Below are 25,041 nucleotides of genomic sequence, written 5' to 3'. Positions count from 1 at the left end.
CCCGGCCCGTCTCCGGCGACCGCGTGCGAGGATGACCGGATGAGCCGCACGCCGACGGAACTCCTCACCCCCGCGGATCAGGAGCGGCGCCGGGGCCTGCGCGTCATGAAGGGCGTGGCCCTCGGGGCGCTCGTCGCGATGGCGATCGTCTTCCTCGTCTCGTTCGCGTTCGAGGAGCAGGTGCCCGCGCTCGCCTACGTCCGGGCCGCGGCCGAAGGCGGCATGGTCGGCGCCCTCGCCGACTGGTTCGCCGTGACGGCCCTGTTCCGGCATCCCCTCGGCATCCCCATCCCGCACACGGCGATCATCCCGAACCGCAAGGACGAGATCGGCCGCACCCTCGGCGAGTTCGTCGAGACCAACTTCCTCTCGGCCGAGGTGGTGCGCACCAAGCTCGAGGCGACGCAGATCGCCCAGCACGCGGGCGAGTGGCTGCGGGTGCCCGAACATGCCGAGCGCGTGACGGCCGAGGCATCCGTCATGGCGTCCGGGGTCCTGCGCGCCTTGAGCGACGACGACGTCCAGGACGTCATCGAAGAGCTCGCCCGAGAGCACCTCATCGAGCCGGACTGGGGTCCGCCGCTCGGCGGATGGCTCGCCCGGATCGTCGAGTCGGGAGCCCACCGCGGCGCCGTCGACATGGCGGTCGAGACGATCCAGCTGTGGCTCGCGAGCAACCAGGCGGCCTTCTCGGGCCTCGTCTCGCGCCGGCTTCCGGCGTGGGTGCCGTCGATCGCACAGCGGCTCATCGACGACACGGTCTACAACGAGTCGGTCAAGTTCGCGGCCGCCGTCCGCGCCGACCCGGAGCACCCGGCCCGCAAGGCGATCGACGGCTACCTCGATCGGCTCGCCGACAATCTGCAGCACGACCCCGCGACGATCGGGCGGCTCGAAGACGCCAAGACGACGCTCTTCGAGAGCCACCGGGTGCGGGAGCTCGCCGCGGAGGCGTGGAACACCGCCAAATCGGGACTGCTGGCCTCGCTCGCCGACCCCGACAGCGGGCTGCGACGTCGCGCGGCGACGGCCGTGACCGAGATCGGCGATCGGCTCGTGATCGATGCGACGCTCCGCCATCGCGTCGACACGTGGGTGACGGATGCCGCGGTCTTCCTCGTCGACCGCTACCGCCACGACATCGCCTCGATCATCACCGACACCGTCGAGCGCTGGGATCCCGCCGAGACGACCGAGAAGATCGAGCTCATGGTGGGCCGCGACCTCCAGTACATCCGCTTGAACGGCACCGTCGTCGGAGCCCTCGCGGGCCTCGTCATCTTCTCGATCGCGCACGCGCTGCTCGGATAATCTGGCCCCATGCCCGAGCCCGCTGATCAGCTGCTCTTCAGCTACGGCACGCTCTCGCATCCCCCTGTCCAGCTCGACACCTTCGGGCGGCTCGTCGAGGGCGATACCGACGTCCTGCCGGGATACACCGTCGACTACGCCGAGATCGAGGACCGTCGAGTCGTCGACCTCTCGGGCCACGACGTCCACCCGATCGTCCGCGCGACCGGCAACCCGCACGACAAGGTCGTGGGCAAGGTGCTTCTGCTCACCGCCGACGAGCTCGACGCCGCCGACGAGTACCAGGTGTCGCTGTACGTGCGCGAGCAGGTCACGCTCGCGAGCGGTCGCCGCGCCTGGGTCTACGTGTCGATCTGATGGCCCTCTCCCACGATCCGCTCTGGCCCCGCGCGGGCGGCTGGCCGTCGTTCGACGAGACCGAGGGAGCGACGGATGCCTCGATCCTCGGCGTCCCCGCATTCCGCACGTCGCTGTCGCCGACCGGCGCGCACGCGACGCCGGCGGCCGTGCGCGACGCGCTGGCGCGCTTCAGCCCGACGCTCATAGGCCCGCCCGCGATCGATCTCGGCGAAGCCCTGCGGATCGTCGACGCCGGAGATGTCGTCGATCCCGACGGGCCCGAGGGTGAGGCACGCGTGCGCTCGCGCGTCGCGGAGCTCGCGGCACGGTCGGGTCTCGTCATCGCGATCGGCGGCGACAACTCCCTCACCTACTCGGTGGCGCAGGGCGCCGCAGCCGCCGGGCTCATCACGCTCGACGCCCACTTCGACCTGCGCGACGGCGTGTCGAACGGCTCTCCCGTGCGGCGGCTCGTCGCGGACGGCCTCGACGGCAGGCGGATCGTGCAGATCGGCATCGCGGACTTCGCGAACTCCGCCGCCTATGCCCGGCGCGCCGAGGGGTACGGCATCACCGTCATCACGCTCGACGACGTGCGCCGGCGCGGCACTGCCGACGTCATGCAGCAGGCGCTCGAGCTCGCGGGCGGTTCGGCAGGCGCTCCCGGCTCCGAGGGTGGGGCGGGGGTGCACCTCGACATCGATGTCGATGTCTGCGATCGCTCGGTCGCGCCGGGATGCCCCGCGTCAGTCCCCGGCGGCCTCGCGGCGTGGGAGCTGCGGGCTCTCGTGCGGGACGCGGCATCCGATCCCCGCGTGCGCAGTGCCGACATCGCCGAGGTCGACGCGACGACCGATGCGGAAGACGGGCGTACGGTGCGTCTGGCGGCACTGTGCGTTCTGGAGCTGCTGGCAGGAAGGGTGAGGCCATGACGAAACTCGTGCTGGTGCGGCACGCGAAGTCCGACTGGGGCGACCCCGACCTCGACGACCACGACCGTCCGCTCAACGACCGGGGCCTCCGGGATGCACCCCGCATGGCCGCACAACTGGCCGAATCCGGGTTCCTGGCCGACGCGATCCTCTCGAGCACGGCCCTGCGCGCCGCGACGACAGCGGACTTCTTCGGCGCAGCGCTCGGCGTGCCCGTCGAGCTGCAGGAGCGGCTGTACGGCGCCCCAGCGTCGCTTCTCCTGCTCGCCGCGGCCGAGCGCGGCGTCGGGGCGGTCGTCGTCGTCGCGCACGACCCGGGCATGACGGTCCTCGCAGGGCAGCTGTCGGACGGCGGGATCGGCCACATGCCGACGTGCGCCGTGGCGACCTTCAGCTGGGACGAGGACGACTGGGATGTCGCGACCGCCGTCGACCCGGAGTCCTGGTCGCTCGACACGCCACGCTAGGCCCTGCGCCGTCCACCCGGCGTCTTGGGCCCCGCACCCCGCGCTGGTCGCGCCGCCTTCCACGGCTCAGAGGCGGATCCCGTCCTTCCACACGCCGGCGATGAGGGGGAACGCCCGGCCGATAGGCCAGGTGCACGCGGGTCGGCGCGTCGAGCAGCACGAGGTCGGCCCGGTTCCCCGGAGCGATGACCCCGACGTCGTCGCGCCGGAGCGCCTTCGCACCGCCGGCCGTCGCCGCCCAGACCGCCTCGGCCGGCGTCATGTGCATTTCACGGACCGCGAGCGCGATCATGAGCGGCATCGAGCTCGTGAAGCTCGATCCGGGGTTGCAGTCGCTCGCCAGCGCGACGGTGACCCCCGCGTCGAGGAGCCGTCGCGCGTCGGGGTAGGGCTGGCGCGTCGAGAACTCGACGCCGGGGAGCAGGGTCGCGACGGTGTCGGATCCCGCGAGGGCGGCCACGTCCGCGCCGTCGAGATAGGTGCAGTGGTCGACGGATGCCGCACCCAGCGCGACCGCGACCTGCACGCCTTCGCCGGGGCCGAGCTGATTGCCGTGCACCCTCGGCAGGAGGCCGTGCGCGATGCCGGCAGCGAGGACCCGGCGTGATTCGTCGGCCGTGAAGGCACCCCGCTCGCAGAAGACGTCGATCCAGCGGCTGTGCGGCGCGCAGGCCTCGAGCATGTGCCCGCACACGAGGTCGACATAGTCGTGGCGGGCGTCGGCGTATTCGGCCGGCACGACGTGGGCGCCGAGGAAGGTGACCTCGGGCGTGACCTCCGCGGCCAGTCGAGCGAGGCGCGCTTCGTCGTGCACGGTGAGCCCGTACCCCGTCTTGATCTCGAAGGTCGTCGTCCCCTGCGCCTGCAGCTCATCGACGAAGCCCGCCAGCCGCCGGCGCAGCGCATCGTCGCTGGCCTCGCGGGTCGCGGCCACGGTGCGGCGTATGCCGCCTGCGGCATAGGGTGTGCCGCTCATGCGCGCCTCGAACTCGTCGGCCCGGTCCCCGCCGAACACGAGGTGGGTGTGGCTGTCGACGAACCCCGGGATGACCGCGCGCCCGCCCGCGTCGACGACCTCGACGCGGCCCGTTCCCGGGCCCGACCTGACGCTCCCCGTTCCCACGCTCGACCCCACGGTCCCCGAGCCCGTCCCACCGGTTGCCGTACGCTCTCCACCCGTCCCCGAGCTTGTCGAGGGGTCGAACCTCGCGCCCCGGTCCGCCTCACCGGTCACTGAGCTCGTCGAAGGGTCGAACGTCACGGCCCGGTCCGCGCTCCCCCCACCGGTCCCCGAGCTTGTCGAGGGGTCGAACCTGGAACCTCCGAGGAACCTCCGCCCCTCCTCCGCCGTGCCGACCCACGCGATGCGGCCGCCCTCGATGAGGACCGCGGCATCCGTCACCGTCCCGCATGGATCGCCGGGCGCGCCGACGTTCGTCGTCAGCTCGCCGATGTTCGTGATGAGCGTCGCCGTCACCGCTCGCGCCTCCTCAGTCCCTCTGGGTGGTGTGCATGTCCCGAAGTTTGCCGCTTACGCGCCCCGCAAGCGACCAACTTCGGGACATGAAGATGTCGGCATGCCCGCCAAGGGACCAACTTCCGGACATGGATGCTCCGGCCGCCCGATTGAGCGCCGGGCAAGCGACCAACTTCGGGACATGGATGCCTTGGCCGGGCCGGAATGGGATGGCCAGACGAGGTTGGATGCCTCGCGCCGACCCTCACAGCATCGGCACCTTCAGTCCCCGCTCCACAGCGACCTCGCGAGCCCGCTCGTACCCGGCGTCGACGTGCCGCATGACACCCGTGCCGGGGTCGTTCGTCAGCACCCGCTCGAGCTTCTGTGCCGCCAACTCCGTGCCGTCGGCGACCGTCACCTGCCCCGCGTGGATCGAGCGTCCGATGCCGACGCCGCCGCCGTGGTGGATCGAGACCCACGAAGCGCCCGACGCGGTGTTGAGCAGCGCATTCAGCAAGGGCCAATCCGCGATTGCGTCGGAGCCGTCGGCCATCGCCTCGGTCTCGCGGTAGGGCGAGGCGACCGAGCCGGCGTCGAGGTGGTCGCGGCCGATCACGATCGGGCCCGAGAGCTCACCCGACGCGACCATCTCGTTGAACTTGAGGCCGGCGAGGTGGCGCTCCTTGTAGCCCAGCCAGCAGATGCGCGCGGGCAGCCCTTCGAAGTGCACGGCGTCGCCGGCCTTCTCGAGCCAGCGCACGAGGCCCGCGTTGTCGGGGAAGAGCTCCGCGACGGCACGGTCGGTCTTGCGGATGTCTTCGGGGTCGCCCGAGAGCGCGACCCACCGGAAGGGTCCTCGGCCCTCGGCGAACTGCGGCCGGATGTACGCCGGCACGAAGCCGGGAAACTCGAACGCCCGCTCGAACCCGCCGAGCTTCGCCTCGGCCCTGATCGAATTGCCGTAGTCGAAGACGGCGGCGCCAGCATCCTGGAATCCGACCATCGCCGCCACGTGCTTGGCCATGCTGCCGCGCGCTCGCGCCGTGAACGCCTCGGGATCACGGGATGCCTCGGCCCGCCAGTCCTCGAACGCGATGCCCACGGGGAGGTAGGCGAGCGGGTCGTGCGCGCTCGTCTGATCGGTGACGATGTCGATCGTCAGATCGCCCGCCTGGTGACGCAGGAGGAGGTCGGGGAAGACCTCCGCCGCGTTGCCCACGAAGCCGACCGAGCGCGCCTCACCGGCCGCGCGAGCCGACATGACCCGCGCGATCGCCGTGTCGAGATCGGTCGTGTACTCGTCGAGGTAGCCGTGCTCGACCCGGCGCGCCAGGCGCGACTCGTCGACGTCGACGATCAGCACGGCGCCGCCGTTGAGCGTCACCGCGAGCGGCTGCGCGCCGCCCATGCCGCCGCATCCGCCGGTCAGGGTCAGCGTGCCCGCGAGGGACTCCCGGCCGAGCGACCGCGCGACAGCCGCGAAGGTCTCGTACGTGCCCTGCAGGATGCCCTGCGTGCCGATGTAGATCCACGAGCCCGCCGTCATCTGCCCGTACATCGTGAGGCCGAGCTGCTCGAGGCGGCGGAACTCGGGCCACGTCGCCCAGTCCCCGACGAGGTTCGAGTTCGCGATGAGCACGCGCGGCGCCCACTCGTGCGTGCGGAACACCCCGACCGGCTTGCCCGACTGAACGAGGAGCGTCTCGTCGGGCTCGAGCTCGTCGAGGGTCCGGACGATCGCGTCGAAGGCCTCCCAGCTGCGGGCGGCCTTGCCCGTGCCCCCGTACACGACGAGGTCTTCGGGGTGCTCGGCGACCTCGGGATCGAGGTTGTTCATGAGCATGCGCTTGGCGGCCTCCGCGCCCCAGCTCTTCGCGGTGCGCTCGGAACCGCGCGGTGCCCGGACGGTGCGCGGTCCGGCGGTGGTCGCGGGTGTTTCCGCCGCCACAGCGTCGGAGATCTCCCGTTCTTCGGTCGTATTCATCGTTTTTCCTCCGCCGTTGTGGTTTTCTCCGACGTTGTGGTGTCGCCCGGGGCGGCCGCCCCGCCCGACGCCGTGGTGTCGCCCGAGGCGATGCTGTCGCCCGGGGCCGGCGCCCGGTCTGACGCGGCCGCGCCGAAGGCGGCGTCGCGGATCCCGCCCGACAGCACGAGCTCCGTCAGCGCCTCGATGTCGGGCGAGACGAAGTGGTCGCGGCCGGGACCCTCGGCGACCGTCCGCACGAGGTCGCGCGCGGCGCGCGTCGCCGGCCCCGGCTGCAGCGGAGCGCGCAGGTCGAGGGCCCGCGCCGCCGTCAGCACCTCGATCGCAAGCACGCGGGCGAGGCCGTCGATGCCGCGCCGCAGCTTACGTGCGGCGGCCCATCCCATCGAGACGTGGTCCTCCTGCATGGCCGAGGAAGGTATCGAGTCGACGGATGCCGGGACCGCGAGGCGCTTCAGCTCCGACACGATCCCCGCCGCGGCGTACTGCGCGATCATGAGCCCGGAGTCCACGCCGACCTCGTCGGCCAGGAACGGCGGCAGCCCCTGGTTGCGGGCGACGTCGAGGGCGCGGTCGGTGCGGCGCTCCGAGATCGACGCGACATCGGCGACCGCGATCGCGAGGAAGTCGAGCACGTACGCGACCGGCGCGCCGTGGAAGTTGCCGTTCGACTCGACGCGTCCGTCGGGCGTGATGACGGGATTGTCGACGGATGCCGCGAGCTCCCGCTCCGCGATCAGCCCGGCGTGGTCGGCGGTGTCGCGCGCCGCGCCGTGCACCTGCGGCGAGCAGCGCAGCGAGTAGGCGTCCTGCACGCGCGTGCAGACGGCCGGGTCGCGGTGTGAGGCCATGATGTCCGAGCCCGCGAGGAGCCCACGTAGGTGCGCGGCCGACGCCGCCTGCCCGACCTGAGGCCGCAGGGCCATGAGGTCGGCAGCGAACACGGCGTCGGTGCCGAGCAGGCTCTCGATCGACATCGCGGCGGCGACATCGGCCGTGTCGAGCAGCACACGCAGATCATGGAGGGCGAGCAGCAGCATCCCGAGCATTCCGTCGGTGCCGTTGATGAGCGCGAGGCCCTCCTTCTCGAGCAGCTCGAGCGGGGGGATGGATGCCGCGGCCAGCGCCTCCGCCGCGGGCGCGAGCGGGCCCGGCTCCCCGTCGTGGCCGACGACGCGGACGTCACCCTCGCCCATGGCGGCGAGCGCGACGTGCGACAGCGGGGCGAGGTCGCCCGAGCAGCCGAGCGAGCCGTACTCGCGGACGATCGGCGTGATGCCGGCGTTGAGCATCGCGGCGTACGTCTCGACGACGACGGGGCGAACGCCGGTGCGACCCGTCGCGAGCGTCTGCAGGCGCAGCAGCTGAAGCACCCGCACGACCTCCGGCTCGACCTCGGGGCCGGTGCCCGCGGCGTGCGAGCGGATGAGCGAGGCCTGCAGCTGGCGCCGCCGCTCGGGTGCGATGAAGGTGGTCGCGAGCGCTCCGAACCCGGTCGAGATGCCGTAGTGCGGCTCAGGGTCGTCGGCGAGGCCTTCGACGAGGGCCCGCGTCTCGGCGACCCGCCCGAGCGCGGCGGGGGCGATGTCGACGTGCGCGCCGTGGCGCGCGACGGCGACGACATCGGCGGGGCGCAGGGGTGCGTCGCCGACCGTGACGACGCCGAGGGCGGGGAGGACGGTGGTCATGCGTCGATTCCACACCCGGCTGCTCGCGCGCGACACCGGGCCGTGGCATCCTGTGTCTGCTATGCCAGACCATTCCGCTCCCGGGTCGACGTCCGATCGGCCGCAGGTCCCCGCCGCCGACCAAACGCTGCGGATCCTCACGTTCCTCGGGCGCCAGCGCGGCCCCGTCGCTGCGCGGACGATCGCGTTGCAGCTCGGCATTCCCCGCTCCAGCGTCTATCACCTGCTGGACGCGCTCGAAGGACACGGGTTCGTCGTGCACGTCCCCGCCGAGCGGCGCTGGGGCCTGGGCGTCGCGGCCTTCGAACTGGGCGGCGGCTACGCGCGGCAGGCGCCGCTCGCCCGACTGGGACGACCGCTGCTGGCCGACCTCGCCGACCGCGTCGGCGAGAGCGCCCACCTCGCGGTCATGAGCGGGCGCGACGTCGTCTACATCGTCGAGGAGCGCGCACCGCGCCGCCCCGCGCTCGTCACCGACGTCGGCGTCCGCCTTCCCGCACACCTGACCGCGACGGGACGGGCGATGCTCGCCGCCCTCCGGCGCGAGCAGGTGCGAGCCCTGTTCCCGGATGCCTCGGCGTTCTCCGACCGCACGGGCCGAGGACCGCGCTCGCCCGGCGAGCTGCGCGAGCTGCTGCGGCAGGTTCGCGCGACCGGCTGGGCCACCGAGGACGGCGAGGTCACGCTCGGCCTCCAGTCGATCGGCATCGCGGTGCTCGACCACATCGGCTGGCCGTCGGCCGCGATCGCCGTGACGTGGCCGGTCGAGGCGGATCGGGATGCCGCGAGCCTCGCGCCGCACGTCGAGCATGCCGCGGCGGAGCTGTCGCGCCGGCTCTACGCCCGCGAGCGCACCGCAGCCTCCGGCTAGAGGTCGTCCCGGCTGCGGACGACGAGCTCGGGCTCGATGAGCCGGTGCCACGTTCCGCCGTCGCTCGCCGGATCGTCCACGAGCAGGTCGAGCACGGCCTCGGCGACCTGCTCGGGCCGCTGCTCGACGCTCGAGATGCCCAGGGCCTCCGCCACCGGGGTGTTGTCGAACCCGACGACGACCAGGTCCGGCCGCCCGCCGTGCGAGGCAGCCAGGTGCGCGCCGAGCGCGAGGGTGTCGCTCGCGCACACGACGGCATCGACCTCCGTCTCGGCGAGAGCCCGCTCGGCGACGGCCCGCGCTTTGACCACGGTGTCGACCGACGTCCACCGCAGGTCGGGCGGCGTCGCCTCGATCCACCCCGTCGCCTCGCGCCATCCGCGCTCGCGGTCGTCGCCCGTGCCGGAGCCCGGGGGCCAGCCGAGGAACGCGACCCGATCGCCCTCGGCGAGGGCGTGCAGCGTGGCGGCCCGCGTGCCGGCTGCGCCGTCGACGTCGACCCAGGGCCGCGACGGGTCGCCCATCAGCGCTCCCGCGCCGGGCTCGCCCCAGGGGCGGCCGAAGGCGACGAACGGCATGTCGTTCTCAGCGAGCCACTCGGTGCGCGGGTCTCCCTCGTACGTGCCGGTCAGGACGACCCGATCGATCTCGCCGCCTTCGCGGAGCTGACGGATCCGGTCGATCTCCTCGCCGGCGCTGCTCGCCGCGTACACCAGGATCCGCAGGCCGCGCGGTGTCGCACGGTCGGTGAGGGCGTGGATGAACCGGTCGAGGACGATCCCAGAGATTCCCCCGGCATACGGATCGAGATGGATGCCGATGGTGTGGCTCCGCCGAGTGCGCAGTCGTCGCGCCGCCATCGACGGCGCGTATCCGAGTTCCGCGATCGCCGCTTCCACGCGGTCCCGCGTCGCCGCACGGACGATGTGGGGCGTGTTGAGAACGTTCGACACCGTCTGCCGTGAGACCCCCGCGACGCGCGCGACGTCTTCGACGGTGGGCTGTCGTCCTGCCACGGATATCACCTCTCCCGACGGGCGCCTCCCCCTTGACACCCGACGCACCTCGTGAATACTTTGGCACCGCACCACAGGTTTGAACGATCAAATTTCTGATGGGCACTGTATCGAAGGAGATCTCATGAAGCGAAACACAGCAGCGCGGAGCCTCGCGATCGGCGCCTTCGCAGCGACGGCGGCCCTCGCCCTCGCCGGTTGCGGACAGGGCTTCCAGGACAACGGAGGCGGGGGAAGCGCATCGGACGGCGCTCTCACGAGCTCCGACGACTCGCTCTCGATCCTGATCGGCTCGAGCGGCGACGCCGAGACGAAGGCCGTCAAGGACGCCGTTGCGGCATGGTCGAAGGAGTCGGGCGTCAAGGCCGAGGTCAACACGGCCAACGACCTCCCCCAGCAGCTCTCGCAGGGCTTCGCGGCGGGCGACCCGCCCGACCTCTTCTACCTGGCCACCGAGGCCCTCGCGGGCTATGCGAGCAACGGCTCGCTCAAGGCGTACGGCGACGAGCTCAAGAACAAGGACGACTTCTATCCGTCGCTCGTCGAGAACTTCACCTACGACGGCGACTTCTACTGCGCGCCGAAGGACTTCTCGACCCTCGCTCTCGTCATCAACAAGGGACTGTGGGATGCCGCGGGCCTGACCGATGCCGACATCCCGAAGACGTGGGACGACCTCACCGCCGTCTCGCAGAAGCTCACCCAGAACGGCGTCGTCGGCCTCGGCATGGGCCAGGAGTATCAGCGCGTCGGCGCCTTCATGGCGGCCGCGGGCGGCGGGCTCATCAAGGACGGCAAGGCCGTGGCCGACAGCCCGGAGAACGTCGAGGCCCTCACCTACGTCAAGGACAACATCGCCTCCGGTAACTTCGCCTTCGCTCCCGACCTCGGGGCCGGATGGGGCGGCGAGGCCTTCGGCAAGCAGCTGTCAGCCATGACGATCGAGGGCAACTGGATCACGGGCGCCATGTCGAACGACTTCCCCGACGTCGACTACGTCGTCACCGAGCTCCCGGAGGGCCCCGGCGGCCAGGGAACCCTGCAGTTCACGAACTGCTGGGGCATGGCCGCCGACAGCCCCAACCAGAAGGCCGCCCTCGACCTCGTCGAGTACCTGACGAGCGCCGACCAGCAGCTCGCCTTCTCGAAGGCATTCGGTCCCATGCCGTCGGTGCAGTCCGCCGCCGACCAGTGGAAGAGCGACAACCCGAAGCTCGAGGCGTTCCTCGCCGGCGCCGACTACGCCCAGGGCGTGCCGACCAACGAGGGGACCGCTGACGTCATCACCGACTTCAACTCGCAGCTGCAGGGGCTGAAGACCGGCGACCCGGCTCAGATCCTCCAGACGGTGCAGTCGAACCTCGAAGCCATCGTCGGCTGACCCACCATGACCGCGACCGCAACGGCCCCTCGCCGTGCCGGAAACCCCAAGGGGATCCGGCGCGGCGAGGCGGTCGCGGGCTGGGTCTTCACCCTCCCCGTCATCATCATCCTGGGCGTCTTCCTGCTCTTCCCCGTGCTCATGGCGTTGTGGGTGAGCTTCTCCGACTGGTCGGGCCGGGGCAGCCCCTTCTCGTCGAACGTGAGCTTCGTCGGTCTCGAGAACTACGCGTCCATCACGACCGGCGACGGCCTGGCCACACGCGACTTCGGCACAGCGCTGCGCAACAACGCGTGGTACGTGCTGCTCGTCGTGCCGATTCAGACGGCACTGTCGCTCTTCCTCGCCGTGCTCGTCAACGGCGCCCTGCTGCGCGGGCGCGGCATCTTCCGCACGGCCTTCTACTTCCCGTCGGTGACGGCATCGGTCGCCATCACTATCCTCTGGCTGTTCCTCTTCTCGGCGAACGGCGTCATCAACGAGCTGCTCGGCTTCATCGGCATCAACGGCCCCAACTGGACCGCCGACCCGACCGGCATCGTCCACAACGCCCTTGGCGCCGTCGGTGTGACCGACGGACCGCCCGTGCTCACCGAGAACGGCTTCCTCGGCGTCTCGTGGTGGAACTGGCTCGCCGGCCCCTCCGTCGCGATGCTCGTCTACATCTCGATGGCGATCTTCACGACGAGCGGCACGTTCATGCTGCTGTTCCTCGCCGCGCTGCAGAACATCAGCCCGGACGTGCAGGAGGCGGCGATGGTCGACGGCGCGAACGCCTGGCAGCGATTCTGGCGCGTGACACTCCCTCAGCTCCGGCCCGTCCTGTTCACCGTGCTGACGCTCGGCCTCATCGGCTGCTGGCAGGTGTTCGACCAGATCTACACGGGTTCGAAGGGCCAGCCCGGCAAGACGACACTGACCCCCGCGTACCTCTCGTACGACGCCGCCTTCCTCGACCAGCACTGGGGCCAGGGCGCCGCGATCGCGTTCATCCTGTTCGCCATCATCGTGTTCTTCACACTGTTCCAGCGGTGGGTGCTCCGCGAGCGACCCGTGTCCCGACGGCGCGCACGTCAGTACGAGCTGCCCACCCGCCCCGCGACGGCGAGCCCGGCGACCGTCGCCGCGAATCAGGTGCCGTCCCCGCCGGACGCGCCCGAGGATGCGCCCGCCCCGAAGGAGGGATCACGATGACCACGACGGCCGTCCCCGACACGTCCGCGGCAGCTGCCGCGGGAGGCGAGCCCCGGCGCGTCCAGCCGGTGCGCCGCACCGGCAACGGCGCCCGGATCTTCTGGCAGATCGCGCTCTACGCCCTGCTCGTCGTCCTCGCGCTCATCTACATCTATCCGTTCCTCGTGCAGATCGCGACGTCCTTCAAGCCCGATGCCGAGGCCGCGATCAACCCCGTCGCACTCATTCCGCAGACCTTCACGACGGCCGCCTACGAGAAGCTGTTCCTCAACAGCGACTTCCCGGTCTGGTTCGCGAACTCGGCGATCGTCACGGTGTGCGTCACGCTCGGCCGCGTCTTCTTCGTGTCGCTCGCCGGCTACGCGCTCGCGCGCCTGCAGTTCCGCGGTCGAGGCGTCGTCTTCGCCGGTGTCATCGCCGTGATGGCGGTTCCGACCGTGGTGCTGCTGATCCCGAAGTTCCTCGTCATCAATCAGCTGGGCATCTACGACTCGTATGCGGGCATGATCCTGCCGCTCCTCGTCGACGCGGCCGGCGTGTTCATCATGAAGAACTTCTTCGAGTCCATCCCGGTCTCGGTCGAGGAGCAGGCGCGTGTGGATGGCGCCGGCACGTTCCGCATCTTCTGGTCGGTCGTGCTGCCGATGGCGCGCCCCGCGCTCGTGACGATCGTCATCCTGTCCTTCCAGGGATCGTGGAACGAGCTCGCGCACTTCATCGTCGCGACGCAGTCCCCGCTCTCACGACTCTGACGAAGGGCGTCGCATCCCTCGCGTCCGGGCAGCTGAGCCAGGGCACGCAGTATCCCCTCAAGCTCGCTGCGGCGCTCATCATGACGATCCCCGTCGCCCTCATGTTCTTCATCTTCCAGCGACGGATCATGAACACGAGCGAAGGGGCAGTGAAGGAGTGAGCTCCGGACTCCAGCCCTTCCTGTCGGATGCGATCGTGGCGCTGCGCGCGCCGACGCAGGTGTGGTCCAGCCGCACCGGCGACCTGGGCGCGCAGCCGATCGACGGCGTCTACCACGGCGACACGCGGTTCATCCGGGAGGCGGAACTGACCTACACCGTCGACGGGGCGGCGAGCTCCCCCGAGCCGATCTCGGTCGCGGAGGTGTCGGCCTCGACGGTCGAGTTCGGCGCGCTCCTCCGTGGCATCGACGACCGCTGGCCCGACCCCAAGGTGCGACTGCTGCGCACGCGGACCGTATCGGCGGGGGCGGTGCGCGAGCGCCTCACCGTACGCTCGCATCTCGAGGCATCCGTCTCCACGACCCTGCGGCTGCGGCTCGCGCCCGATCTCACGCCCCTGCAGGACGTCAAGGCGGGCGAGCCGCACTCACGCGACTGGCGCGCCGAGCGTCACGAGGCGGGTGCTCGCGTCACCGGAGACGGCGCGACGATGACACTGTCCGCGCCCGATGCACGCATCGACGTCGGCGACGCCGTGACGCTCGAGTGGGACGTCACGTGCCCGGAGCACGGCGAGTGGTCGGCCGAGTGGACGGCGACCCTCGACGACCCCGCGCTCGTCGTGCGCGCAGGCAGTCCCGAGCCGCGCTGGACGGGGACGGATGCCTCGGCCGCCGTCCCCACGGAAATCCACGTCGATCCCCGCCTCCGGCGCTGGTCCGAGCGGGCGCTGTCCGACCTCGACGCCCTCCGGCTGGCTCTTCCCCATCACCCGGAGGACGAGTTCCTCGCCGCGGGCGCGCCCTGGTTCTTCACGCTCTTCGGCCGCGACTCGCTGTGGGCCGCACGCCTGCTGCTCCCCCACGACGCCGGGATCGCGGCATCCACTCTCCGCGTTCTCGCGCGCCTGCAGGGCACGGCCACCGACCCGGCGACAGCGGAGCAGCCGGGGAAGATCCTGCACGAGCTGCGTGCGGGGCAGTTCGTGATGCCGGGTGAGGGCATCGTGCTGCCGCCGGTGTACTACGGCACGGTCGACGCGACGCCGCTGTGGGTGGCACTCCTCGCGGAGGCATCGCGCGCCGGGATGCCGAAGGCCGAGGTTCGCGCGCTCATTCCCCACCTGCGCGCGGCGCTCGATTGGATCGTCACGAGCGCCGGCGACGACGGCTTCCTCGATTACGTCGACGAGACGGGTCACGGCCTGTCGAATCAGGGGTGGAAGGACTCCGGGGACTCCATCCAGTGGCGCGACGGAACGCTCGCCGAGGGACCGATCGCGCTGTGCGAAGTGCAGGGCTACGCGTACGAGGCCGCGATGGCGGGAGCCGACCTGCTCGACTCGCTCGGCGAAGCGGGCGCCGAGCCCCTCCGCGTGTGGGCGCAGGGTCTCCGGACGCGGTTCGCCGAACGCTTCTGGGTCACGACCCCCGAGGGCACGTACCCCGCGATCGCCCTCGACCGCGACGGCCGGCCCGTCGACACGCTCACCTCGAACATCGGGCACCTCCTGGGCACCGGCATCCTGGATCCCGATCAGGAGCGCTCGATCGCGCGCCTCCTGACGGGCGCGTCGATGTCGTCCGGCTTCGGGCTGAGGACCATGTCGACGGATGCCGCGGGCTACTGGCCGTTGAGCTACCACGGCGGGAGCGTGTGGCCGCACGACGCCGCGATCGTCGCGCGCGGGATGGCGCGAGCCGGATGCCGCGACGAGGCGCTCGCGATCGTCGACGGTCTCCTCGCGGCGGCCGAGTCGTTCGACTTCCGGATGCCCGAGCTGTACGCGGGCGACGCGCGCTCCGACACTCCGCTCCCCGCTCCCTACCCGGCGGCATGCCGCCCTCAGGCGTGGTCGGCGGCAGCGGCGATCGCGTGCCTCGAGATCGTCCGTTCCGTGTAGGCGGCGTCGTCGAGATCGCACGAATCGCCGGTCGCGGGCGTCGCCGACGGTGATTCGTGCGGTCTCGGCGCCTGCTCCAGCCCGGTCGGGTCAGTCGACCTTCGCGACCGTCCCGCCGGTGAGCCTCAAGAGCTCCTCGTAGGTCATCGGGAAGACGGTGTGCGGCGTGCCGCCGGCGGCCCAGATCTCCGGATAGTTCGCGAGCTCTTCGTCCACGATCGTCGTGAGCGGCGACGGATGCCCCGTGGGTGCGACGCCGCCGATCGCCTGGCCCGTCGCCTCGCGCACCTGCTCGGGCGTCGCGCGCTGGATCTTCTCGCGGCCGAGCCGCTCGGCGAGGGCGTGCGTGTCGACGCGGTGCGCGCCGCTCGTCATGACGAGCAGGGGCTCGCCGTCCGACCAGAACACGAGGCTGTTGGCGATCGCGCCTACCTCGACGCCGAGGGCCGCCGCCGCGAGCGGCGCCGTGGACGCGGCATCCGGAAGCACGACGATGTCGCCCGTGATCCCGGCGGCGCGGAGCGAGTCGTGGACGAGGCGGCTTCGGGCGGGCAGGTGCGCGGTCACCGGCTCAGCCTAGAGCCGCCGGCATCTCTGTGCGGGATGGGACTATGCCCCGCCTGTCACTTCACGAAGGACAATCCGCTCGTCGAGGTCGCATCCAGCGGGAAGCTCGTGTCCGTGTACGGCGCGTAGACGGTGGAGGTCGCTGTGCCGGCCGCCGTGTCGATCTCGAGGATCCGCACGGGGTTCGTGACGCTGTGGTAGCAGGTCAGAAGGCTCAGGATCTTGTTCCCGTTCGTTCCGACGTCCGTGCGGACAGCGGACGCGCCGACGTGGCCCGACAGCACGATCTTGACGTTCGGATACACCTTGATGAGGTTGTCGTAGAGGTACTGGGGCGAGGTCGCGCCGTAGCCTCCGTTGCTGCCGCTGATCGATCCGTCGCCCTCGAGGTAGGCATGCGTCAAGACGATGACGTTCGCGTCGGGATGCGACGACACGACCGACCGCGCCCACGTCACGACGTCGACGCGCGGCCACAGCTCGAGGTTGAGGACGAGCCAGTCGGCACCGCCCGCGCGGAACACCTGGTAGGCGTTGTCGATCTTGCCCGCCTCGAAGGTCCCCTGCAGGTCCGGGAAGCGTGACACCGGGAAGGCGGCGTTGTATGCGGTCGTGTCGCGCACCGCCAGGTTGGCATTCGCGCCGGGACACGCCGAGCCGCCGGGGCAGACCGCGGCGGTGTCGTGGTTGCCGATCGCACCCGACCACGGCATCGCCTCTTCGAGGGGCTTGAGCTCCGTGCTCGCGCGCGTGAACTGCGCCGGATCGACCGAGCCCCAGTTCGTGAGGTCGCCCACCTGCGCCATGAAGCGGAGGTCGAGCCGCTGCTGGTTGGACACCAGCCAGGAGACGCGGTTGGCGAATCGGGTGTCGCTCGAAGTGATCTCGTTCTGCGTGTCGGGGACGACGGCGATGCTGAAGCGGGTGTCGCCGTCATCGGGAGCAGCGGTGCCGACCGCCGCGTAGAACGCCACCCGGTCGACGGTCCAGCCCGCCGCGACCAGCGCGTCGCGGTCGGCCGGCGCCGCAAGCCGGTGCTTGCCGTTGTGCGCGAGCTGAGAGATCGGCTCGAGGCATCCGGCATCCGTCGTCGATGCGTAGAACGCGACGAACTGCTTCGCATAGCTCGCCGCGACGATCGCGTCGAGGTCCGCTCCTTCGGCCGCCCACACGAAGTCGCCCGCGCGGTAAAGACGCCAGACGGGCGTGAGCCCGGTGCCCGCACTGTCGGCCACTTTCGCGAGCACGCCCTCGTCGCCCGTGAAGCCGTACAGCTGGGCGGCGAGCCCGGTCTCCACCGTGGACAGGGTCACGAGGCTCGCCTCGGTGGTCGGTTTCACGACCTGGTAGAGGTCCGCATCGAAGGATGCGCAGTCGGGGGCGTCCGCGGCGCTCGCGCGCGGACTGGCACCCCAGCCCACCGTGACGATCAGCAGCAGCGCACCGATAAGGGCGAGCAGGGCTCGCATTCTGGACACGTTCTGGAGGCTCGACATCGTCCCCGTCCTCGATTCGGGCCCCAGTGACTTGCCTTCGATCCGTTCCGGCGCCCCCCGGCTCAGACCGCGTGTGGGGTGCCAACTTACCCCATGGCGCTCAGAAGCACAGCCGACAAGTTCGGCCGGCTTTCGTCTGCTTCCCCGTCGCTTCGCATTGCGCGGGTCAGCCCCGCGCGAGAACCTCCCCGTGGGGCATGAAGAACCAGCCGTCGTCCGCCGCGGCCCACTCGCGCCACGCCGCGGCGATGCGCTCCAGACCCGCGCGGTCGGTGATGCCGTGCGTAACGGCGTGCTCGGCGAACGACGAGTGCAGAGCGCGGTCGGCCCACGATCCGCCCCACCACTCGCGCGCCTCGGGCGACTCGAAGAGCCACAGCGACGCCGACGACTCGACCTGCGCGAAGCCCGCCTCGCGCGCCCACGCCTTCAGGCGCCGGCCCGCCGCCGGCTCGCCCGAGACGATGCGGTGCACCTGGAGGTAGATCTCGTGCCATTCGGCGAGTCCGGGGAGAAGCGGGTACCAGATGACACCCTCGTAGTCGACGTCCCGAACCGCGACGACGCCGTCGGGCGCCAGCACTCGGCGGAACTCGCGCAATGCGTCGACCGGGCGGGCGAGGTGCTGCAGCACCTGATGTGCGTGGACGATGTCGTAGGCGCCGTCATCCGCGGCCAGGGCGTAGGCGTCGCCCACCTCGAAGGAGACGTTGCCGACGCCCCGTTCGGCGGCGAGCGCCGCGGCCTTGTCGACGACGTCGGCGGCGGCATCCATCCCCACGACCGCGCCCGGCGCGACCCGCTCGGCGAGATCGATCGTGATGGTGCCCGGTCCCGCACCGACGTCGAGCACCCGAAGCCCGGGCCGCAGGTGCGGTACGAGGTAGGCGGCCGAGTTGGCCACCGTCCGCCGTTCGTGCGAGCGAAGGACGCTCTCGTGATGGCCGTGCGTGTACTTCTCCGCCATGCTCCGACAGTAACGCCGCGGCGGCTGCGCGACACCCGCGTTACGCGGTGTGCACGAGACGACTCGCCGAAGCATTCTTCTCAGCAGATTGCACAACACCCGGCGCAGGAGTTGAACACTCCGCCAGAGGGTGGTGCAATGGAAGACGGATGCCGCGACGCTGCGGCACCCGCTGAGCACAGCCCACAAGGCCAGCCGAAAGAGGAACGCGATGTCGCACACCCTGCCCCTGCCCGACTTCACGCACGAACGCGTGGAGGTGATCACCGGACGGCGCAGCGGACTGTTCATCGCCGTCGCGCTCCACTCCTCCGTGCTCGGCTCCGCGCTGGGCGGCGCCCGCCTGTGGACGTACGACCACTGGAAGGACGCCCTGGGCGACGCCCTCCGCCTCTCGGCCGCCATGACGCTCAAGAACGCCGCCGCGGGCCTCGACGCGGGCGGCGGCAAGTCGGTCATCCGCCTGGAGCCCGGCATGACGCTCGACGCCGAGCGCCGTCGCGCGGCGTTCCTCGACCTGGGCGACGCCGTCGAGTCCCTGCACGGCCTGTACCGCACGGCGGAGGACGTCGGATCGACGACCGAGGACATGCTCACGGTCAGCGAGCGCACCGAGCACGTCGTGGGCCTCCCCGACGCCGTCGGCGGCTCGGGCGAGCCCGCCGGCCCGACGAGCCTCGGCGTCTACGAGTCGCTGCGCGCCACCCTCGAGCGCGTGACTGGAGCGGCCGACGTCGACGGCCGCGCGATCACCATCGCCGGTCTCGGCCAGGTCGGCAGCCGCCTCGCGGTCCGGCTCGCCGCCGAGGGAGCCCGCCTGACGGTGACCGACGTCAACCCCGCGAAGCGCGACCTCGCCCTCGAACTGGGCGCGAGGTGGGCCGAGCCCGGCACCGAGCACCTCGTGCCCGCCGACGTCTTCGTGCCCGCCGGCATCGGCGGCGTGCTCACCGACGACGTCATCGACTGCCTCGACGCGAAGGCCGTCTGCGGCCCCGCGAACAACCCTCTCGCCTCGCACGAGGGCGCCGACCACCTCGCCCGCCGGGGCATCCTGTACGCCCCCGACTTCGTCGTCAACGCCGGCGGCGTCATCTACCTCGACCTCGAGGCGAAGAAGCTCGGCACCCGCTCCGAGATCATGGACCGCGTCGCCGCGATCGGCGACACCGTGCGCCGGATCTTCGACGAGGCCGAGAACCGCGGCGTGACGCCTCTCGAGGCTGCCGAGGGGCTCGCCGCCGAGCGCCTCGCGGCCGGCGCGCGCCACGGCGAGCACGCCCTCGCCTGAGAACGGCATCGCATGCGACTGAGTGCCAGATGACCCGGCACTCAGTCGCATGCGCCCGAGCGGGCTGTGCGAGGATGATCGTGCCCGCACCGTCGCCGGCACATCACACGATGAATCAAGGGAGAAGCCTCGTGTTCCGCAGCCCGTACCCAGATGTCGACATCCCGGACGTCAGCGTCTACGACTACCTCTTCGGCTCGCTCACCGACGAGGAGTCGACCCGCGTCGCGCTCATCGACCCCGCCACCGGCGCGGAGACGACATACGGCGCACTTCGTGCACAGGTGAACGCCTTCGCCGGCGCACTCGCCGCGCGGGGCGCGGGCACACACACGGTCGTAGGCCTCCTCTGCCCGAACGTGCCGGCGTTCGCGACGGTCTTCCACGGCATCCTGCGGGCGGGTTCCACGGTCACGACGATCAACTCCCTCTACACCGCGGGCGAGATCGAGAAGCAGCTGAAGGATGCCGGGGCCACCTGGCTCGTCACAGTGTCACCGCTGCTCCCCCAGGCGTCCACGGCGGCCGAGGCCGTCGGCATCCCGCACGAGCGCGTGATCGTCCTCGACGGCGCCCACGGCCATCCGAACCTGCGCGAGCTGCTCACGGAGCAGCAGGCTGCGCCCGAGGTGTCGTTCGACCCCGCGACGCATGTCGCCGTGCTCCCCTATTCGTCGGGCACGACGGGCGTCCCGAAGGGCGTCATGCTGAGCCACCGCAACCTCGTCGCGAACGTGCAGCAGTGCCGCACGAACATCGACCTGCGGGGCACCGACCGTGTGCTGGCCGTGCTGCCGTTCTTCCACATCTACGGGATGACGGTGCTGCTCAACCTCGCGCTTCGTCAGCGCGCGAGTCTCGTCACGATGCCGCGGTTCGACCTCGTCGAGTTCCTCACGAACATCCAGAAGTACTCCTGCACCTACCTCTACATCGCTCCGCCGATCGCCGTCGCACTGGCGAAGCACCCCGTCGTCGACCAGTTCGACATCTCGAGCGTCCACACCGTCTTCTCCGGCGCCGCGCCACTCGACGGCGAGACGGCCGAGCTCGCGGGCGCGCGCATCCACGCGCGCATGATGCAGGGCTACGGCATGAGCGAGCTCAGCCCCGTCTCGCACGCGATGCCGCACGACCGCCACGACATCCCGGTGAGCTCGGTGGGCGCGATGCTGCCCAACGAGGAGTGCAAGCTCATCGACACCGAGACGGGCGAGGAGATCACCGAGATCGAGGACGGCGGGACGACCCGCCCCGGCGAGCTCTGGGTCAAGGGACCGAACGTCATGCTCGGCTACCTCAACAACCCGCAAGCGACCGCCGAGACCGTCGACGCCGATGGGTTCCTCCACACCGGCGACATCGCGGTGTACCACGAGGGTGGCTACTTCTCGATCGTCGACCGCGTCAAGGAGCTCATCAAGTACAAGGGCTACCAGATCGCGCCGGCTGAGCTCGAGGCTCTGCTGCTCTCGCACCCGAAGGTCATGGATGCCGCGGTCATCGGCGTGCACGACGACGACAAGCAGGAGATCCCGAAGGCGTTCGTCGTGGCCGCTCCGGACTCGGGACTCACCGAGGACGAGGTCATGTCCTTCGTCGCCGAAAACGTCGCGCCGCACAAGAAGGTCCGGCGCGTCGAGTTCATCGAGGCGATCCCCAAGTCGACGTCCGGCAAGATCCTCCGCAAGGACCTGCGCGCCCGCGAGCTGTCGAACGCCTGACGCGCAGCACGACTTCTGAGCCTTTCAGGACGGATGCCTCGGCCACGCCGGCCGAGGCATCCGTCGTTAGAAAAGCGTTCGTCAGGTGACGACGTCCTCCTCGACGGCTTCGGACTTGGCGACGATCTCGGCGGGCAGGTTCCGCGACAGCAGGAGCGAGAGCACCATGAGCGCGAAGACGATGAAGATCGCCTGTTTGAGCGCTCCGACCTGGGAGTCGGCGTAGTCCTGGGCGATCGCCTTTGCGACCTCCTCGGAGCCGCCCGCATCGACGATGAGCTGCTCCGCCTGGTCCTGAGAGATGATCGGCACTCCCTTCTCGAGGTACACGCTCACCTGCTGCTGCGTGTCGGCGTCGACTGCCTCGTTGGTGGCGACCGCCGCCCCGAAGCTGGAGGCGAGCAGCAGGATGAACATCGAACCGACGATCGCCGTGCCGAACGACGAGCCGAGGTTCTGGAAGGTCCCCTGGAGGCCGCCGACCTCGGATGTGTCGTCCTTCTCGACGGCGGACATGTTGACGTTTCCGAGCTGCGAGGCGAGAAGGCCGAAACCTGCTCCCACGATGAACATGCCGACGGCGAACGGCCAGCCCGCCAGCTGCGGCTGAATGGACACCAGGACGAAGAGCAGGCCGATCGCCATCGTCACCTGTCCGAGCTGCGCGATCCGCCGTGCCGAGCGACGCGAAGTGAGCCACGACCCGAGCACCGAGAAGAGGATCAGTCCGGCCGACAGGGGGAGGATCTTGAGGCCGGTCTCCAGCGCGTCGTAGCCCTGCATCGTCTGGAGGTACACCGGGATGACGAAGAACAGCGCCGCGATCGCGAAGTACTGCACGAGGAAGCCGGACAGGCCGCTGCGGAGGGCGGCGATGCGGAAGAGCGAAACCTTCAGGAGCGGCATCCGTCCCTTCTCGACGAGCTTGCGCTGACGCTGCACGAACCACCACAGCACGACGATGCCGATGAGGATCAGGTAGGTGACCGGCGAGATGCCGAGCGGTGCGATCTCGACGCCGTTGATGACGGGCGGATTGAGCGGGACGAACCAGCCCCACGTCTTCGACTGGAGGACGCCGAAGACGAGGAGGGCCATGCCGCTAGCCGAGAGGATCACGCTGAGGATGTCGATCTTCACGCCGGGGTTGGCCGGCACGTCCTTGATCCGCCCGGAGAAGATCAGCACGACGATCATGACGATCGTCTCGGCGACGAAGACGTAGCGCCACGAGGCGTAGGTCGTGACGAGGCCTCCGATGAGCGGCCCGGCCGCGGCCGCGAGACCCGTCACCGCGCCGAGGATCGAGAAGGCCGCCACGCGCGCCTTCCCCGAGTAGTTGACGGCGGCGAGCGCGGCGATGGCCGGGATGACGAGCACGGCGCCCAGGCCCTCGACGAGCGACCAGCCGAACAGCAGCATCGGAAGGTTCGGGCTGAGGGCCGTCAGCAGCGAGCCAAGACCGTAGATCACCGAGCCGATCTTGAAGGCGCGGCTGCGTCCCCACTTGTCACCGAGCTTGCCGCCGGTGAGCATGAACGCCGCCATCGTCAGCGTGTAGAACGTGATCGCGGCCTGCATGCCGGTGATCGTCGTGTCGAGGTCGCTGGCGACCTGCGAGATCGAGACGTTCATGACCGTGCTGTCGAGCACCATCACGAACTGTGACACGGCGAGGATGATGATCACGAACCATCGCTTCATGGCCGGAGCCTATTGCGCGGGCGCGCCGGGACCCGGGTGCGCAACCCGAAACGGGTGAGGATCCGGGCGATGACCTGGTCGAGCTAGTCCGGCCGGCCGGGTTCCCGCTTCTCGCGAGCGCGGCGCGCGAGCACCCGCACCGGACCGATGAGACTCATGACGCCGAGGGCGAGCACGGCGATGCCCAGCGCGAAGGGAACCCACATCGGCACAGAGATGAGACCGCGGAACGACACGGGCGCGGACCAGTCGCCGTTCGATCCGGTGTAGCTCGCGACGATGATGAGGATGCCGCCGAGCACCGCCACGCTGTACGAGACGATCCGCGACACCACCGTCGCAGTGGGCGGCTCTTCGGGCGGAACGGCGTCGGTCATTCGGCCAGGGTACCGGCAGCCCGGAGTGCCACCCGCTCGGCGCGGGCGGAAAAGCAGAAGACCCCCGACAAGCGGGGGTCTTCGTGCGTTGGTGGACCTGAGGGGATTCGAACCCCTGACCTCTTCATTGCGAACGAAGCGCGCTACCAACTGCGCCACAGGCCCGAGAACCTCCGTTACATTATCACGCTCGGCGGAGGCGTCCGAATCGACGCGAGAGGATGGAGCGATGAGCATCACGCCCTCGCGACTGACCGGAATCCGCGACATCCGACTCCCCGACGGGGGTCGCCACGACCTCGCGTTCCGCGGCGATGGACGCATCGCGCGCGTCGCCCCGGCGTCGGGAGAATCACGTCGGGACGGCGAGGTCGACGGCCGCGGACTGCTCGCGATCCCCGGCATCGTGAACGCCCACGCGCACGTCGACAAGTCCTGGTGGGGCCTCCCGTGGCAGTCGTACGGCGGCGAAGGCGGCACGGATGGTCGCATCCGGCACGAGCGTGCGCGCCGCGACGAGCTCGGCATCCCGAGCGTGTCGATCACCCGCAGCGTGCTCGCCGAGTTCGTGCGTCACGGCACCACCGCGATCCGCACCCACGTCGACGTCGACCTGGGTCTCGGCCTCCGCGGGCTCGAGGTCGTGCGCGAGGCGCTCGCCGAGTACGGCGACGGCATGCGGGCGGAGCTCGTCGCGTTCCCGCAGGACGGCGTCCTCCGCCGGCCCGGGGTCCTCGAACTCCTCGCCCAGGCCGCCCGGGAGGGGCTCGCCGAGCATGTCGGCGGGCTCGATCCCGCGGGCATCGACCGGGACCCGGTCGGGCAGCTCGACGCCCTGTTCGCGATCGCGGCCGAGCACGGCGTGGGCATCGACATCCACCTGCACGATCCCGCCGAGCTCGGCGCCTTCCAGTTCGACCTCATCCTCGACCGGACCGAAGCCCTGGGGCTCACGGGGCGCGTCAACATCGCGCACGGCTTCGCGATCGCCCAGGTCGACCCCGTGCGCCGGCGCGATCTGCTGCAGCGGATGGCCGCCCTCGACGTCACCTTGACGACCGTCGCGCCGCTGCGGCTCCCCCAGCTCCCGCTCCACGAGCTCGACGACGCCGGCGTGCACTTCGCCTTCGGCACCGACGGCATCCGCGACCTCTGGAGCCCGTACGGCACGGGCGACACGCTCGGCATCGCGTGGCAGTATGCCCGGTCATCGAGCCTCGTGCGCGACGAGGACCTGGCACGCGTCGTCGACATCGTGACGGCCGCGGCGGGGTCCTTCGCGGGTCTGCCCCACCACGGCATCCGGGAGGGCGAACGCGCCGACATCGTCCTCGTCGACGCCGAGAATGTCATGGACCTGCTCGTGCGGACCCCTCTGCGCGAGCTCGTCGTCGGTGCGGGACTCGTGCTGTTCGACGCCTCGTCTGCAGGTCGCTGACACCCGATCCTGCCGGCA

At 70.6% G+C, this 25,041-nt stretch carries 20 protein-coding genes, 1 tRNA gene and 1 pseudogene; 12 read left to right on the top strand and 10 right to left on the bottom strand.

The window, feature by feature from the left end; translation table 11 throughout:
• Positions 1-39: 39 nt before the first annotated feature.
• From G5T42_RS11945 to G5T42_RS11930, 4 genes are read left to right on the top strand one after another with little or no spacing between them, the layout of a single operon-like run.
• Positions 40-1,311, top strand: coding sequence for a DUF445 domain-containing protein (locus G5T42_RS11945; protein WP_165128794.1), 1,272 nt, complete (start codon positions 40-42; stop codon positions 1,309-1,311).
• Positions 1,312-1,320: 9 nt separating this feature from the next.
• Positions 1,321-1,668, top strand: coding sequence for a gamma-glutamylcyclotransferase family protein (locus G5T42_RS11940; RefSeq protein WP_165128792.1), 348 nt, complete (start codon positions 1,321-1,323; stop codon positions 1,666-1,668).
• A complete protein-coding gene (locus G5T42_RS11935; RefSeq protein WP_165128790.1) occupies positions 1,668-2,582 on the top strand; it encodes an agmatinase family protein in 915 nt (304 codons plus the stop codon). The genes G5T42_RS11940 and G5T42_RS11935 overlap by 1 nt, the downstream gene beginning before the upstream one ends.
• Positions 2,579-3,049, top strand: a complete 471-nt coding sequence (locus G5T42_RS11930) for a histidine phosphatase family protein (RefSeq protein ID WP_165128788.1) — start codon at positions 2,579-2,581, stop codon at positions 3,047-3,049. The genes G5T42_RS11935 and G5T42_RS11930 overlap by 4 nt, the downstream gene beginning before the upstream one ends.
• Here the strand turns inward: G5T42_RS11930 and hutI are convergent.
• The 3 genes from hutI to hutH form a co-directional block, all read right to left on the bottom strand.
• Positions 2,973-4,526 (bottom strand): imidazolonepropionase, encoded by a 1,554-nt coding sequence (gene hutI, locus G5T42_RS11925; protein WP_241245799.1) that lies wholly within the window; start codon positions 4,524-4,526, stop codon positions 2,973-2,975. The two genes, G5T42_RS11930 and hutI, sit on opposite strands and share 77 nt — an antisense overlap.
• Positions 4,527-4,770: 244 nt before the next feature.
• A complete protein-coding gene (hutU, locus tag G5T42_RS11915) occupies positions 4,771-6,492 on the bottom strand; it encodes a urocanate hydratase (RefSeq protein WP_241245798.1) in 1,722 nt (573 codons plus the stop codon).
• Positions 6,489-8,180, bottom strand: coding sequence for a histidine ammonia-lyase (hutH, locus tag G5T42_RS11910; RefSeq protein WP_165128786.1), 1,692 nt, complete (start codon positions 8,178-8,180; stop codon positions 6,489-6,491). The genes hutU and hutH overlap by 4 nt, the downstream gene beginning before the upstream one ends.
• A 61-nt stretch (positions 8,181-8,241) precedes the next feature.
• Between hutH and G5T42_RS11905 the strand changes: the two genes are divergently transcribed.
• Positions 8,242-9,051, top strand: a complete 810-nt coding sequence (locus G5T42_RS11905) for an IclR family transcriptional regulator (protein ID WP_241245797.1) — start codon at positions 8,242-8,244, stop codon at positions 9,049-9,051.
• On the opposite strand, the gene G5T42_RS11900 is transcribed toward G5T42_RS11905, so the two are convergent.
• Positions 9,048-10,067, bottom strand: a complete 1,020-nt coding sequence (locus tag G5T42_RS11900) for a LacI family DNA-binding transcriptional regulator (RefSeq protein WP_165128782.1) — start codon at positions 10,065-10,067, stop codon at positions 9,048-9,050. The two genes, G5T42_RS11905 and G5T42_RS11900, sit on opposite strands and share 4 nt — an antisense overlap.
• Before the next feature lie 124 nt (positions 10,068-10,191).
• Between G5T42_RS11900 and G5T42_RS11895 the strand changes: the two genes are divergently transcribed.
• From G5T42_RS11895 to G5T42_RS11880, 4 genes and pseudogenes are all read left to right on the top strand, one after another.
• Positions 10,192-11,448 (top strand): extracellular solute-binding protein, encoded by a 1,257-nt coding sequence (locus G5T42_RS11895; RefSeq protein WP_165128780.1) that lies wholly within the window; start codon positions 10,192-10,194, stop codon positions 11,446-11,448.
• Positions 11,449-11,454: 6 nt separating this feature from the next.
• Positions 11,455-12,642 carry a sugar ABC transporter permease gene (locus G5T42_RS11890; RefSeq protein ID WP_165128778.1) on the top strand — a complete coding sequence of 396 codons (1,188 nt, stop codon included), beginning with the start codon at positions 11,455-11,457 and terminating at the stop codon, positions 12,640-12,642.
• A gap of 68 nt (positions 12,643-12,710) precedes the next feature.
• Positions 12,711-13,555 (top strand): annotated as a pseudogene (locus tag G5T42_RS11885) (carbohydrate ABC transporter permease).
• Entirely contained in the window at positions 13,552-15,459 is a 1,908-nt protein-coding gene (locus tag G5T42_RS11880) for a glycogen debranching N-terminal domain-containing protein (protein WP_165128776.1), read from the top strand. Before G5T42_RS11885 ends, G5T42_RS11880 begins: the two are co-directional and overlap by 4 nt.
• Positions 15,460-15,549: 90 nt before the next feature.
• On the opposite strand, the gene G5T42_RS11875 is transcribed toward G5T42_RS11880, so the two are convergent.
• From G5T42_RS11875 to G5T42_RS11865, 3 genes are all read right to left on the bottom strand, one after another.
• Positions 15,550-16,026, bottom strand: a complete 477-nt coding sequence (locus G5T42_RS11875) for a YbaK/EbsC family protein (protein WP_165128774.1) — start codon at positions 16,024-16,026, stop codon at positions 15,550-15,552.
• A 56-nt stretch (positions 16,027-16,082) separates the two neighbouring features.
• Entirely contained in the window at positions 16,083-17,495 is a 1,413-nt protein-coding gene (locus G5T42_RS11870; RefSeq protein WP_241246071.1) for a metallophosphoesterase, read from the bottom strand.
• Positions 17,496-17,688: 193 nt separating this feature from the next.
• On the bottom strand, positions 17,689-18,489 hold the full coding sequence (locus G5T42_RS11865) for a class I SAM-dependent methyltransferase (RefSeq protein ID WP_165128770.1): 801 nt from the start codon (positions 18,487-18,489) through the stop codon (positions 17,689-17,691).
• A 211-nt stretch (positions 18,490-18,700) separates the two neighbouring features.
• On the opposite strand from G5T42_RS11865, the gene G5T42_RS11860 reads away from it, so the two are divergent.
• Positions 18,701-19,780: a Glu/Leu/Phe/Val dehydrogenase family protein gene (locus G5T42_RS11860; protein ID WP_165128768.1), complete on the top strand. Its 1,080-nt coding sequence runs from the start codon at positions 18,701-18,703 to the stop codon at positions 19,778-19,780.
• 131 nt (positions 19,781-19,911) lie between these two features.
• Entirely contained in the window at positions 19,912-21,504 is a 1,593-nt protein-coding gene (locus G5T42_RS11855) for an AMP-binding protein (protein WP_206535630.1), read from the top strand.
• Positions 21,505-21,585: 81 nt separating this feature from the next.
• Here G5T42_RS11855 and G5T42_RS11850 read toward each other — a convergent pair whose 3' ends face one another.
• The 3 genes from G5T42_RS11850 to G5T42_RS11840 form a co-directional block, all read right to left on the bottom strand.
• Positions 21,586-23,208 carry an MFS transporter gene (locus tag G5T42_RS11850; RefSeq protein ID WP_165128766.1) on the bottom strand — a complete coding sequence of 541 codons (1,623 nt, stop codon included), beginning with the start codon at positions 23,206-23,208 and terminating at the stop codon, positions 21,586-21,588.
• Between the two features lie 83 nt (positions 23,209-23,291).
• A complete protein-coding gene (locus G5T42_RS11845; protein WP_165128764.1) occupies positions 23,292-23,585 on the bottom strand; it encodes a hypothetical protein in 294 nt (97 codons plus the stop codon).
• A gap of 89 nt (positions 23,586-23,674) precedes the next feature.
• Positions 23,675-23,750: transfer RNA gene (locus G5T42_RS11840), tRNA-Ala, on the bottom strand.
• 64 nt (positions 23,751-23,814) lie between these two features.
• On the opposite strand from G5T42_RS11840, the gene G5T42_RS11835 reads away from it, so the two are divergent.
• A complete protein-coding gene (locus tag G5T42_RS11835) occupies positions 23,815-25,023 on the top strand; it encodes an amidohydrolase family protein (RefSeq protein ID WP_165128762.1) in 1,209 nt (402 codons plus the stop codon).
• Positions 25,024-25,041: the final 18 nt, after the last annotated feature.

The organism is Microbacterium sp. 4R-513 (assembly GCF_011046485.1).
Taxonomy (GTDB): domain Bacteria; phylum Actinomycetota; class Actinomycetes; order Actinomycetales; family Microbacteriaceae; genus Microbacterium.
This window is presented reverse-complemented; position numbering and strand designations above follow the sequence as displayed.

Coding starts and splice junctions, on each gene's coding strand:
- G5T42_RS11890 (WP_165128778.1), top strand. CDS start 11,455: ATGACCGCGACCGCAACGGCCCCTCGCCGTGCCGGAAACCCCAAGGGG.
- G5T42_RS11860 (WP_165128768.1), top strand. CDS start 18,701: ATGTCGCACACCCTGCCCCTGCCCGACTTCACGCACGAACGCGTGGAG.
- G5T42_RS11945 (WP_165128794.1), top strand. CDS start 40: ATGAGCCGCACGCCGACGGAACTCCTCACCCCCGCGGATCAGGAGCGG.
- hutU (WP_241245798.1), bottom strand. CDS start 6,492: ATGAATACGACCGAAGAACGGGAGATCTCCGACGCTGTGGCGGCGGAA.
- G5T42_RS11895 (WP_165128780.1), top strand. CDS start 10,192: ATGAAGCGAAACACAGCAGCGCGGAGCCTCGCGATCGGCGCCTTCGCA.
- G5T42_RS11850 (WP_165128766.1), bottom strand. CDS start 23,208: ATGAAGCGATGGTTCGTGATCATCATCCTCGCCGTGTCACAGTTCGTG.
- G5T42_RS11930 (WP_165128788.1), top strand. CDS start 2,579: ATGACGAAACTCGTGCTGGTGCGGCACGCGAAGTCCGACTGGGGCGAC.
- G5T42_RS11940 (WP_165128792.1), top strand. CDS start 1,321: ATGCCCGAGCCCGCTGATCAGCTGCTCTTCAGCTACGGCACGCTCTCG.
- G5T42_RS11835 (WP_165128762.1), top strand. CDS start 23,815: ATGAGCATCACGCCCTCGCGACTGACCGGAATCCGCGACATCCGACTC.
- G5T42_RS11845 (WP_165128764.1), bottom strand. CDS start 23,585: ATGACCGACGCCGTTCCGCCCGAAGAGCCGCCCACTGCGACGGTGGTG.
- hutH (WP_165128786.1), bottom strand. CDS start 8,180: ATGACCACCGTCCTCCCCGCCCTCGGCGTCGTCACGGTCGGCGACGCA.
- G5T42_RS11865 (WP_165128770.1), bottom strand. CDS start 18,489: ATGGCGGAGAAGTACACGCACGGCCATCACGAGAGCGTCCTTCGCTCG.
- G5T42_RS11935 (WP_165128790.1), top strand. CDS start 1,668: ATGGCCCTCTCCCACGATCCGCTCTGGCCCCGCGCGGGCGGCTGGCCG.
- G5T42_RS11870 (WP_241246071.1), bottom strand. CDS start 17,495: ATGCGAGCCCTGCTCGCCCTTATCGGTGCGCTGCTGCTGATCGTCACG.
- G5T42_RS11905 (WP_241245797.1), top strand. CDS start 8,242: ATGCCAGACCATTCCGCTCCCGGGTCGACGTCCGATCGGCCGCAGGTC.